The sequence below is a fragment of the Acinetobacter sp. TAC-1 genome (genome assembly GCF_029025845.1).
In the GTDB taxonomy this organism is placed as follows: Bacteria; Pseudomonadota; Gammaproteobacteria; order Pseudomonadales; family Moraxellaceae; genus Acinetobacter; species Acinetobacter guillouiae.
Genome location: NZ_CP118892.1, coordinates 2041910 through 2054849 on the forward strand (window position 1 = coordinate 2041910; position 12940 = coordinate 2054849).

Annotated in this window: 10 protein-coding genes; 6 read left to right on the top strand and 4 right to left on the bottom strand. The window is 38.8% G+C overall.

Annotated elements, in window-relative coordinates:
* Nucleotides 1–632 precede the first annotated feature (632 nt).
* The 4 genes from PYV58_RS09490 to PYV58_RS09505 all read left to right on the top strand — a co-directional run bounded on the left by PYV58_RS09490 (nucleotide 633) and on the right by PYV58_RS09505 (nucleotide 6528).
* Nucleotides 633–1073, top strand: coding sequence for a hypothetical protein (locus tag PYV58_RS09490; protein WP_227504255.1), 441 nt, complete (start codon nucleotides 633–635; stop codon nucleotides 1071–1073).
* 491 nt (nucleotides 1074–1564) lie between these two features.
* Entirely contained in the window at nucleotides 1565–2416 is an 852-nt protein-coding gene (locus PYV58_RS09495; RefSeq protein ID WP_004719760.1) for a 3'(2'),5'-bisphosphate nucleotidase CysQ, read from the top strand.
* 108 nt (nucleotides 2417–2524) lie between these two features.
* Nucleotides 2525–3253: a phosphoglycerate mutase family protein gene (locus PYV58_RS09500; RefSeq protein ID WP_034615596.1), complete on the top strand. Its 729-nt coding sequence runs from the start codon at nucleotides 2525–2527 to the stop codon at nucleotides 3251–3253.
* Between the two features lie 353 nt (nucleotides 3254–3606).
* A complete protein-coding gene (locus PYV58_RS09505; RefSeq protein WP_275059803.1) occupies nucleotides 3607–6528 on the top strand; it encodes a M66 family metalloprotease in 2922 nt (973 codons plus the stop codon).
* 128 nt (nucleotides 6529–6656) lie between these two features.
* Here the strand turns inward: PYV58_RS09505 and PYV58_RS09510 are convergent, their stop codons facing one another.
* The 4 genes from PYV58_RS09510 to PYV58_RS09525 all read right to left on the bottom strand — a co-directional run bounded on the left by PYV58_RS09510 (nucleotide 6657) and on the right by PYV58_RS09525 (nucleotide 10621).
* Nucleotides 6657–7181: a protein tyrosine phosphatase family protein gene (locus PYV58_RS09510; RefSeq protein ID WP_034615591.1), complete on the bottom strand. Its 525-nt coding sequence runs from the start codon at nucleotides 7179–7181 to the stop codon at nucleotides 6657–6659.
* A gap of 74 nt (nucleotides 7182–7255) precedes the next feature.
* Nucleotides 7256–8347, bottom strand: a complete 1092-nt coding sequence (locus tag PYV58_RS09515; RefSeq protein ID WP_004719768.1) for a 3-deoxy-7-phosphoheptulonate synthase — start codon at nucleotides 8345–8347, stop codon at nucleotides 7256–7258.
* Nucleotides 8348–8490: 143 nt separating this feature from the next.
* A complete protein-coding gene (locus PYV58_RS09520) occupies nucleotides 8491–9369 on the bottom strand; it encodes a sulfite exporter TauE/SafE family protein (protein WP_034615589.1) in 879 nt (292 codons plus the stop codon).
* Between the two features lie 355 nt (nucleotides 9370–9724).
* Nucleotides 9725–10621, bottom strand: coding sequence for a DUF4198 domain-containing protein (locus PYV58_RS09525; protein WP_034615587.1), 897 nt, complete (start codon nucleotides 10619–10621; stop codon nucleotides 9725–9727).
* Between the two features lie 101 nt (nucleotides 10622–10722).
* Between PYV58_RS09525 and PYV58_RS09530 the strand changes: the two genes are divergently transcribed.
* Both PYV58_RS09530 and PYV58_RS09535 read left to right on the top strand, forming a co-directional pair.
* A complete protein-coding gene (locus PYV58_RS09530; protein ID WP_034615584.1) occupies nucleotides 10723–12279 on the top strand; it encodes a DUF2271 domain-containing protein in 1557 nt (518 codons plus the stop codon).
* A 60-nt stretch (nucleotides 12280–12339) separates the two neighbouring features.
* A complete protein-coding gene (locus PYV58_RS09535) occupies nucleotides 12340–12930 on the top strand; it encodes a PepSY-associated TM helix domain-containing protein (RefSeq protein ID WP_034615581.1) in 591 nt (196 codons plus the stop codon).
* Nucleotides 12931–12940: the final 10 nt, after the last annotated feature.

The window sequence follows — 12940 nt, forward strand, 5'->3', positions numbered from 1 at the left end:
AAAACTGACCCAACGGCAGGAACCCTGTGCATTGAATCATCAAGCCATCGGGAAGTCCTTGCTCCTGCATCGTGAGTATAAATTGTCAATTGTGATTAATCAATTTGCAGATTCAGTTAATTCAACTTGGACATTCAAAAACGAGTGTGAAATGTGAGTGAAGTCGATTAATGAGCGTGTAAAGAATATTGAAGAGGGATACAGAAAAAATAAAAGCCCATAAACTGAGCTTCTAATAAAGACTTCACTGTTACCATGATTCTTTTATCCTACTCAGTGTCAAAAAAGACCTGTTAGGGGCGGCGTCCTTCATTCTTTCGGTTGCCCACTGGCTGGTTACAGGTTGTGGCAACAGGTTAGCAATGCTATTAAACCCAACGGCACGGACCCTGTGCATTGAATCATCAAGCCATCGGGAAGTCCTCGCCCATGCGTTGACAAGTATAAATTTTCAATTGTGAATAATCAATTTGCAGATTCAGTTAATTCAACTTGGACATTTAAAAAAGAATGTGAAAAGTGAGTGAAGTGGATTTATGATTTTGTAAGGAATGTTGATGAGGGCTGGAAAATATAGGTAATCAATGCTAGTTTGGTTTACTATAAATCAGTAAAGTAAAATTAAAAAAATCATGAAACTAATTTTAATCATTCCACTTGTTTTTACTTTGACAGCTTGTGTTAGCCTGCCTAAAAGTTCTCAAGAGCTTCAAACAAAAAGTACCACTAGATACCAGTTTAATGTAAATAGGGATTTAGATATTGTTGAAAGAAATTTTGATGAGTTTTTAGATAAATGTTACTACACACTAAATAATGCAAAGATTTATTTAAACCATGCACAAGTTGGGGTAGATCAAGGTTTTGATAAGTCTAAAAATGGTAATCATATCAAGTATTCGATTTATGGTGGGTTATCACCAAAGAATTATGTTTTAGATTTGGATTTGACTAAAGCTACAGATTCGAGCAGTGTAAGAGTCGATGTGGTGGCGGTGACAGGTATGTGGAAAAGGCATTTTCCGAAGTATGAACGGGTTGCTAATGGGGAAAAAGAAAGTTGCCCATGGTAAGAAATAATTAATTTAATCTCTCTTCTAGGGAGGTTTTTTATGACTAAAAATAAATAACAAGTAATTTAGAAAGAAAGACCCACTTAAAAAAGTGGGTCTTTGGGGTGGCGTCCTTCGTTCTTTCGGTTGCCCACTGGCTGGTTACAGGTTCTGGCAACAGGTTAGCAATGCTATTAAACCCAACGGCAGGAACCCTGTGCATTGAATCATCAAGCCATCGGGAAGTCCTTGCTCCTGCATTGTGAGTATAAATTTTCAATTATGATTAATCAATGAGTGGACTTCTTTTGAGTTTGCTAGGTTAAATATTCGATTGAATGTAGATAATCAGATTAGGCAAGTCGTTAGAGAGTGTAAAAGACAAATAGATTTTGCTTTTTATCACGCCAAACTCAGGATATTTATTAGTTAAAAGCTATTGTTTTCATGCACTCAACATAAAAAAATGGTAGGCTTGTGGACAAAAATCAGACATCCTACAGGTCGGATCAATGTTTATTACCACTCAAGCACCACAAGATGAACAAATTTTAAAATTAGTTCCAGTTTTGGCATCTGCAAGTCAAATCTTGCTCGAGGAATACCAAAATTATTGTGCTGGAAATGCGTTTAATATTGATAAAAAGGATGATCAGTCACCTGTTACACAAGCTGACCTAAAAGTGAATGCTTATTTAATTGAACAATTGGCGAAAATCACTCCTGAAATTCCAGTGCTATCAGAAGAGAGCGATTATTCTCAACGACATACATGGAATATCTGCTGGATGTTGGATCCTTTGGATGGAACCAAAGAATTTATTCATGAACGTGATGAATTTACGATTAATTTAAGTCTAATTCACAACCATCAAACCATATTTTCAATCATTGCTGTACCGACAGAGCAAGTGATGTATTTGGGATATTTAACAGAATTGCCTTATAAATATTGCTTTATTCATCGTACTTGGGAACGTTATTGCAAGTTTAAAGCTGTAGAGGAAGATGCAATTCAAATTGGACTAAGCCATAGCAGTAAAAATCCAAAGTATCAGCAATATATTGATTATATTGAACAAGAGTCGCCTGTCATTAGACGCGAGGCGGGCAGTGCCTATAAGTTTTGTATGATGCTTGAAGGCGAAATTGATATTTATCCAAGATTCCATCCTACCTCTGAGTGGGATACCAGTGCAGGACAAGGATTATTGGAAAGTATTGGTGGCGGATTACTGAGTTTAGCTGCGGTACCATTTACCTATAATCAACGTGATACCGTGTTAAATGATGGATTTATCGCATTTCGGAATGTCGAAAATAAAGAAATTGCTTTAGAAGCATTAAGCAATGTGAGCTTTTAATCTGATATACATATGCATTTTATAGATAATTTAACATTTTTAGATTAGATTGAGCGCTTGGCTGCATATGTTATAGTAAGCTTGTATAAAAATGAGTTTTAAGTTGATATGGCCTTAGATTTATTGCCGAACAGTATGCTAAAAGCAATAGATTTATTGCCCGATGCGAAAACACCTGTAACCTTATTCACGCGTCATTCAATTCGTGAGGTTGTGAATGGGCAGGGGCTGGCAGGTTATGATCTGCAATTAACTTCCCAAGGTCGTGATCTAGCGCAAGCTTGGGGCTGTTATTTGATTGAAAATACGGATCGTGTGATTCAACACTGTATTTCAAGCCCCATTCAGCGTTGTATCGATACCGCGGCTTTGATGATTCAAGGTGCTGACGGAATTTCTTCTTATCCGAATACCCATCATATCGAAATTGTAGAAAAGGGCTTATTGGTTGAGCCGGGAAGCTTTGTGCTGGATATTAAACAGGCCGCTCCCTATTTTAGAGCACAAGGTGCCTTAGGTTTTATCAACAGTTTTGTAAATAATGCCTTACCTGGTATGAAGCATCCGATTACGGGTGTGGTGGATGTGCTTGAATTAATCTATGAAACACATCCTACGCTAAACAACGGTATTAGTTTGGCTGTGAGCCACGATACGATTCTTGCTGCAATTATTGCGGTGATTTCAAAACGTACCTATATCAGTCAAAGTGATTGGCCTGAGATGATGGAAGGTCTATTTGTTTGGTTTGAAGGCGAGCGTTTTGCAGATAGTCATTTAAAATGGATTTGGCGAGGTGAACGTGGTGAATTGTCGATACGTGAGTTTCAGCAATAATTGGATCAAATACAAGAAGAAGATTAAATAGCAGTGTATTCCTTACACAATGGGCGGCATCCTTGTCGCCACACAATAGCAATAACATGTAAAAAGAAAAGTCTTAAGTTAGTAATGCTATTGCTAACACTATGTTGTAAGCAGACTTGGTGTGGTTAAATAACAACCTAAAACTCAATAAATCCATAAAATTAAAATTTAGGGCAATACGCCATTTTTATATTTTTTAAATAAAAATCACATGATTATAAACAATGTGATATATTTAAATGGTTGAAATATATAATTATTTTAATTTAATCTCAGAAACTAGGGATAGAGATAAGTCGTTATAAATATGGGGAAGATATGTGATGCAATTACGGTTTAAATATTTAACAATTTGTACGCTTTCAGCAATGCTTATCGCATGTGGAGGCGGTAGTGATAGCCATTCTACAAATGATCAGCCATCGAATATACCGCAAAACCCTGGCGATGGTACAAATGAGTTACCTGGAGATGGTACACCAGAAACTCCAGACAACGGTTCAGGGGGGGCAAATGGTGGTACGACTTTGCCTCCAGAGAATGGTTCGGGCGGTTCAAATGGCGGTACGACTCAGCCTCCAGAGAGTGGTTCAGGTGGCTCAAATGGTGGTACAACACAACCTCCTGAAAATGGTTCGGGCGGTTCAAATGGTGGTACAGGCACAACACCACCTGTAGTAGAAAAATATCCAGAACCAGTTAAAAATAAAATCTCAAGCAGTGTATTAGGCTTTTATGATTTTAATGCACAGGGTGGAAATCGCTTATTACGCAATGATTTAAATGGTGACTTTGCTGCGATGCTACAGTTTGCCCAAAGCCATGTGGTAAATCCGAAGAATAATGAACAGGATAAAATGCCACGCTTAACAACGCAAAAAGATGCATTGTTGTTGGTTACACCTTTGGTTTCAATGGGGGATGTTGATAAATTACAAGCGGAAATTTATCAAGGTAACCAACTGATACGTACTGTAAATCTAAAAGAGCCTTCGCGTCTTGCTGCTTCAGATCAATCTAATCAGGATGATCGAGCGCGGGTGATGTACTCTAAACAGGCATGGTCAGTAGCATTAAAGTGGGATGAGGTACGTTCAGGATTATCCATCCGTATTATAGACTCTGTAAACAATCGCAGTGGTTCTTTAGCTGGGGCAGATATTGATTTTGCAGCACCAGGCGAGTTGGTGGTGCAAAGTATTCGTTTAGGTTTATTGACTGATGCACCTAAATCCAATGGTCACTATATGCTGTTGGAACCTGAAAAAGCAGGAACCGATTATTTCCAAACCATCCCTGCTGCAAAAATGATTGTCAGCAAATACGATGAAATGAAGCTTAATCGGGTCATGGTTGCAAGTGGTGTCATTTACGATTCTGTCAGTGCAACAAATGGTGGTGTCTATGATGGAGATATGCGTGAAAACACCGCTAAATCGACATTTAGTGTTGGAATTAACTTAGCGAATTGGGGTGTCACCAGTTCATCGATGCAAAGCCAAGAGCAACCACAAGTGACTCAAAGTGTGGTGATTCATCATGCCAGAGGTAAATATGCCAATGGCGAGTCCAATCATGGCTTAAGTGGTGGAAATGGTATTTTGACATTGATCGATTCGGTGGGGAATGAATTTAGCCATGAAATCGGGCATCACTATGGTTTAGGGCATTATCCTGGTTCAGTGGAAGCTAGTGGAAGTCCCACAAATTATTTCTGGTCTGCACACCATGCGGATAGCGGTTGGGGATACATTGCATTTCGAAATAAAATGCGTGGCAATTTAAATTGGGGCAATACCAATTTAGGTGATGGCAGTAATGGTGTACCAAACTTCCAAAATCTCTATGCCTATGGTTGGGATGCCATGAGTGGTGGATCCAGCGCCAGCTCGATTTCCAAATATACCCACTATACTGGTTATAGTATGTGGTTAAAAATTCAACCTGCTTTTGATAAATACGTGTGGGATCCAAACTCTACGACAGGTTATAAAAAATGGAATGCAGCAACACGTGAAATGGTAGATGCACAACCAAAAACGCCAAACTCAGGCAATGTTTGGTATAACAGTGCCGATGGTAACTTTTTAAAACCACGGTTGTTTAGTGTGCCTGTTTATACGATTTTAGGTGGCTATGATCCAGTTAATCAGGTGGGGATTATTTATCCTGCGGCACGAGGCAATTGGGGCAATGTCTTTAATCTACCTCAGGCCAACACGGCTGGCACAGCTGCAAGTTGTTGGTTAAATGTGCAGTATGCCAACAAAGTAGAAAATATTGCACTTGCACCACAACGGGTAAACTCAGGTAGCAATGCCAATAAGTTCCATATCAACCTTGCACAAAGTGATACGCCTCAAAATGTTGATCTCTACTGCCAAAAAGCAGGCCAGCAAGCAGTGAAATTGTCGAATATCAATATTCCAGTCACTACACAAGCAATGGCACCTTTTGTTTCTATTGGCAAAGAAGCAGAGTATTCGGCATTAAGAACACTTGAAATGCCACAACTCGAACAAGCTTTGCTGAATAATAAAGGTAAAGAGGTGGTCAGCCTAGATGCGGATTCACGCTTATTATTTGACTCTTATCGTCAATTTAAAACTGAATTGTCAGCGGACGCGCAAACAGAAATGGTCCGTTATACCCAACAGCAAATTAAACTTTATCGTTTAAATCGCTGGATAAATGCATATCGAACTGATCTCGAAAGTGGCAATGTTGAAGCGATTGAGGCATTTAATCAGTTTGTGGCAAAGTTGGAACTAAGCAATGATTTCAATTTAAACCATGTTTCTAGCATTAAAAACGGGACAAATTGTCTAAAAGTTGAAACACTGGCTAATGGCAAATTGAATGCCTATATCAGTGGTAAGAGTGGCTGTACGGATGATGACACTGAACAGTGGATCTACGATGCAATGGGTAAAATCCACAGCAAAAAATATATGGATCAGTGTTTAGCCAATCAGGGTGGTGTGATTAATCTAAGCTCATGTAACCATGATGCAGCAAGCCAAGTGTGGGCGATGAATGCCACACAGCAACGTATCGAGCAAGGATCAAAATGTTTTGATTTGGAATATGGCTATTTAAGCAATAACCGAGCACGTTTGATTAGTTATAATTGTGGTACTGGTGGGAATCAAAAATGGACAAATCTTACTGCCAATAATAGTTTGATTTTGGCTGCAACCCGTGCTGAAAATTTAGCTTTGATCAAGCAGCTTCTAATCAAGTAACCATTGATCAAATAAGCAAATCAAAAATTAATTAATCACAATAAAATAAGCGCCATAAAGCGCTTATTTTTGTTCATGTTGATGATTTTACTTAAATACATCAATGATTGAACTGTTGTTATGCTGGTTTAAGAAAACTGATCCGCATTCATCAAAGAGTGTTGTAAATCTTCAGTGGCTTTACGCCCTTGCAGTTGTAAGGCAACAGCATGTATTAAACCGGTCCAAGTTTCATTGGGTTCCCAAATTTGATGCATCAACTCTTGTGCGGTTGGCATATCGATATCCATATAATATTGGCGATATAAATACATCAAACAACTCACCCGCATATTTTTTGCACAATGTACCCAAACAATTTTTTCCTGTACCAAATGCGCGATCAAATCTAACACAAATAAGCATTGATCATCTGCTGGTGTATCCCAATGGATTGGAATTTGAATGTAGTTGAGCCCAAACTCAGCACAGATTTTATCTTCATGTTCAAGGTGTAAGCTGGCATCTGTAAATGCCAGATTGATGATTGTATCTACGCCGTATTCTTTAATCTGTTTCAGTTGTTCAGCACTCGGCTGACCTGAAGTCAGTAAATGTTCGTGGACAAACTGGAAGTTTGCGATTTGACAGAGTTCTTGTTCAAGTTCGTTCATAGCATTCTTACAGAAAATGTTTAATAACATCATAAACAAAAACGCCATCTATGTAGATGGCGTTTTTATATTAATTAACGATTTGGTAAAATTTCTTTTAAAGCTGCATCCATTTCCAGAAGCGCTTTTTCAGTGGTTTCCCAATCGATACAACCATCAGTCACCGATTTACCATATTCTAAATCAGCCAGATTTTCAGGAATATCTTGGCGTCCACCTTTGATATGGCTTTCAACCATAATGCCGACAATAGATTTATTGCCATCTAAGATCTGTTCAGTGATATTTTTCAACACAAGCGGTTGTAAATACGGATCTTTATTTGAGTTGGCATGACTGGTATCAATCATGATTTTATTGCTGACTTTGGCTTTTGCTAACGCATTTTCCGCTTCAGCAACAGAGCCCGCATCATAGTTCGGCTTACCATTACCACCACGTAATACAACGTGTGCATAAGGGTTACCGCTGGTACGAATCACTGAAACTTGGCCTTCGTTATTTAAACCCAAGAAACTATGACCATGTTTAACAGACTGCATGGCATTGGTTGCAACGGTTAAACCACCATCTGTACCGTTTTTAAAGCCTACAGGTGAAGAAAGACCAGAAGACATTTCACGATGCGTTTGGCTTTCCGTTGTACGTGCACCAATCGCAGACCATGAAATAAGATCTTGGTAATATTGTGGTGAGTTTGGGTCAAGCGCTTCAGTTGCACAAGGTAAGCCTTTATCGTTTAACTCAAGCAATAGTTTGCGACCTAAACGTAGACCTTTTTCAATATTAAAAGAATCATTCATATCTGGATCATTGATCAAACCTTTCCAACCAACGGTTGTACGAGGTTTTTCAAAATAAACACGCATGATGATATATAAAGTATCTTTTACTTTTTCACTTAATACTTTTAAACGATTTGCATAATCATGTGCTGCAACAGGGTCATGAATAGAACAAGGGCCAATCACAACAAATAGACGTTTATCTTTACCATCTAAAATATTACGAACAGTTTCCCGACCATGAAGTACAGTTTGGTAGGCATTTTCATTTAATGGTAATTCAGCTTTAAGTTCCGCTGGGGTTACCAGCGTTTGAATGCTTTGGACATTCACGTCATCAATATCTGATTGAGTAATTGGATTTGAATTTAATGTATTCATTGCCGTCACTGGGTATTAGAAACATACAGAAAGTATTTTTAGTGGTCAGAATATAACACGAATTGGCCGAAGTTTTGTCATAAATAAATCATTAAAACTTTGCGGTCAATTCATAATTATTAGTTATCAATAAAAGCTTAATTTTAAACCTGTGGTTGTTGGACGGATGGCGTCACCATTGCAGCCTGTGGTTTTTCTACAGGTTTGGATTTAACTGGGTTTAAGATAAAGTTAATACCCAAGGCAAATAGGGTGATCCCCAAAACCTTGCGAATCATTTTTTCTGGCATTTTAGAACTGATCAAGGTCCCCACCACAATTGCAGGAATTGAGCCCACCAGTAACCATCCAAGCAGATGAAAATCTACATTGCCAGATGTCATATGCGCAAACCCAGCAACAGAGGTTAACAAAACAGCATGTACCACATCAGAACCGATGATACGAATCATTGGTAAATTGGGAAACATGAGGATCAGCGCCATGATACCAAATGCGCCAGCACCTACAGAAGAAAGGGTCACGAATACACCCAGTACAATCCCCATAATCACAACATAAGTACGTTTGCCTTCAATGTTGAAATTATTGGCCTCATGAAAATCTTGCTTTTCTGCACGAAATTTAGCAAAGAATTTTTCAATTCTAGAACGGAACACAATAGACAAGCCTGTTATGGTCAGCATAAAGCCTAACACCATGGTTAAAATGGCTTTGTAGTGTGTTGAACTGCTGAGGTAATTGTCTAAAACCCAATGGGTGATAAATGAAGCTGGGACACTGCCCAAGGCTAACCAGAGAACAATCGGCCAAACAATATTGAGTTTTTTAGCATGAACCATTGAGCCACAAAACTTAGAAATAGCCGCATAGAGTAGGTCTGTTCCGATTGCGATGTGTGGTTCTATTCGAAATAAACTAATCAGGATGGGGGTCATAAGAGAACCACCGCCTACACCAGTAATACCTACACAGAAGCCGACTAAAACGCCAGCTAGAATAAACTCAACAGGACCAAACATGACTTATATTGCCAGATATCAAAAAACAGGCATATCTTATGACTTTTTTGTATAAGTGGTTGTCTTGATTGTTGATTTACTTATGCAAAAAAATGCTAAAGTCTTTTAATTTTAGCGTAATGCAAGTTTTTATATCTATCTAATTGATTATTATTCTAAATTTTGATGGGGTCTTTTTGATGAATCAAAAAATGATCATTTGAATTTAATCATATTGCTATTGAAAGTTGCTTCTCCCACTGGGAGAAGGCTAGGATGAGGGTGCTTTTATGTCGATTTATGCTTTTAAAAAGACTTGTGAAAGAACTTAATAAATATACTAATTATTAAATAAAAATTAAGATCTTAATAGGATTTACTCAGCAACTTCAACGGTTAGACCATAAGTAAAAATTTCACTTTCTGGCTTTTTGCTATTGTCAGGATTAGCCTCTGGATAAGAAGTCGTAATCAAATAAATTCCAGGTTTTTCAAATTTAATTTCCACTTCACCTTTTGCATTGGTTTTTACATGAGGTTGTTCACGTTGCGCACTGGTTTCATAACTACTGGCGCCTTTAAACACATCAATCTCAAGGTTTGGTACAGCTTTGCCATTGAGTAAAATCTGCGCTTTTAATGATTCACCAGCAAACAATTCATTTGGATGGGTTAAAAACTTAACTTCAAATCCTTTATTGCTGACTGCTGGAACAGGGCTTGGTTTGCCTTTGGTGACAAAGCTTTCAGCAATAATATTGTTTTTAACCTCTAAGATTTGTGCGTTTGCAGGGACTTGGTCTGCTGAAACTGAACGTGGCGGTTGTGGTGGTGTTACTGGTTTTTTTTCAGCATCGGCTTTTGGTTGTTCTGGTTTAGGCGCTTGCATATTTGCATTTTGCTGACGTACAGGGCGGATACGTAACCATCGACCATCTATAAGGGCATATTTACTACTATTCCCTAAAGCATTATCTGTACGGATACGGTAAGTCCCTTCGCTTGGAAGATCAAACTCAGCAACATTAAAGCGTTTTAATTCAGCGGCAGGGTTTATTTTTATTTGCTGACCTTTAGGATCTGTAAGGAGATAGCTGGTTTTAAAGTTAATGCTGGGAACAAAAAATTTTTCAAGGGTCAGTGAACTCTGGAAGCTTACATTTTGGGATGCGCTGGTATCAAAAACTTCAGGGAGAATAAAAGGGCTGATGGTATGTGCAGAACCAACTACGGGTAATGCAGATAGCAAGGCAATTTTGAGCCATTGATTCATTTTAAGCGTCCTGTAAACTTAAGTTAAAATATTTTACATAATGTACTTGATAACAAGTATCATTATCAATATTATTTTAACAAAATTCAGAGACTATCCGTATGTCCTCATCAAGCAGACGTTCACCCTCAACTCGTGCTGTATTTCGTCTTTCGCCTCTGGTCATGGCATTAGCACTGATATCTCCACTGCATAGTTATGCAGAAACAGTGCAGGTTTCTGCTACAAGCAATAACCATGTTGAATTGGAAAGTCATCATTTCCATCGTGATCATGTTTTGGGTACATCTTTAGATGTGGTGATTACTGGAACTTCGCAACAAGAAGCTGCGCGTGCAACAGCTGCAATCGAAAAAGAAATTTCTGATTTGAATCGAGTGTTATCTACTTGGCAAAGTGACAGTGAAATTTCGCAACTCAACCAACAAAAGCATCTCACAGCATCTTCGGATTTGTATCAAGTCATCGCTGCATGTGAAGCTTGGCGTGGTAAAACCTGTGGCGCATTTGATGCGCGTTTAGGCAATTTGATCGCAATGTGGCAACAGGCCAATGGCGTGCTTGAAATTGATCAAAGTACTCGTGATCAATTGATTTCTCAGTTGCAAGACAACAGTGTTCGCTTGGATGAAAAAACAAAAAGTGTGCAAATGGATAGCTCTGTTACTTTTGCACCAGATGGCTATGCAAAAGGCTATATTATTGACCGAGCTTTAATTGCAGCACGTCAAGCGGTACCGAATTTAAAAGGTATTTTACTGGATATTGGTGGTGACATGCGCGTTTGGGGAACCTCACCCAATCAAGCGGGTTGGAATGTTGGTGTACAAGATGCCTTTCATCACTATGACAATCTAGCACCAAGCCAAGTTTTAAACTTAAAAGACCAAGCGGTCGCATTCAGTGGTCAGGGTTATCGTAGTCTGGCGGGGCAATCTCATCTTTTAGATCCACATACCGGTTTGCCAATCCAACATGTTGAGCAATGTGTAGTTGTTGGAAAATGTGCTGCGGATGCAGATGCTTTAGCAACAGCCTTAACTGTGATGAAGCCAGCAGAAGGAATGCAACTGATCGAATCTTTGCTCGGTTATGAAGCTCAACTGACACTATCAACGGGTGAAATGCATCAAAGCACAGGTTGGAATGCTTTGGTTCAACTGCCACAGCAAGCAGATTTTCATAATGTTGCAGCAAATGCTTCAGCAAAATGGCCCGCAGGTTATCAAGCGGTGATCGATTTGGTTATTCCCAAATTGGTTGTGGAAAATTATCGTGCACCTTATATCTCGATCTGGGTGACCGACAGTGATAAAAAATTAGTGCGGACACTTGCAGCTTGGGGCAAAGACCCGAAATGGATTAATTCAAACTATGTATGGTGGCGCCGTTATGGCCGTCAAATAACGAACTTGGATGCAGTTGCTAAACCGTCACGCCAACCGGGTAATTATAAACTGGCTTGGGATGGTAAAGATGACAATGGTAAAACTGTAGATGCAGGGCAGTATCAAATACATGTTGAAGCTTCACGTGAGCATGGTGATCATTGTTATCAAACTTTTAACTTGGACGTAAAAGCAAAAGCTTCCTCTCAAAATTTACCTGCACAAAAGGAAATAGGTGTCGTCAAACTGAATTTCCAGAAAGTGAATTAATTTGCTGACTATGCCTGTTCGGATAAGCGTTTTGATAAAAGTTTTGATGAGAGTTTAATTGTGTATCAACGTCGAGATTTTTACCGCCATGCACGTTATGTGCATGGCTGGTTATCAGCTTTTGCTTTTATTGTCTTAATCTTTTTTGCTGTTACGGGACTAATTTTAAACCACCCTGAATGGTTTACCCCTGCAACAGATGAAAATACTGAAACGATTACTTTACCTGAAAATGTCCTGACTCAAATTAAAGACCAAGAGAATCCAAGCACTCAAATCGTAGATTATCTACGACAACATCATGCAGTCATTGGTCGTTATAAGAGTGGTGAAGTTATGGACAATGAGGTCATGATTCATTTGGCAAGCCCAGCAGGTTCAACAGATATTTGGGTCACTTTAGACAATGGTCAAGCTGAAATTACACTTAAACCAGCCTCTACCGTTTCATTGATCAGTGATTTGCACCGTGGAAAAAATGCGGGTAAAGCATGGACTTGGCTGATTGATATCAGTGCAATCATCATTACGATCTTATCATTGGCAGGCTATATCCTATTTTTAAGTATTAAGACTCGCTTAAAAACACATCTTTTCTTGACGGTATTTAGCTTAGGGCTATTGATGCTTCTGGTTTGGACAGTGGTATAAAAGGTTAGAA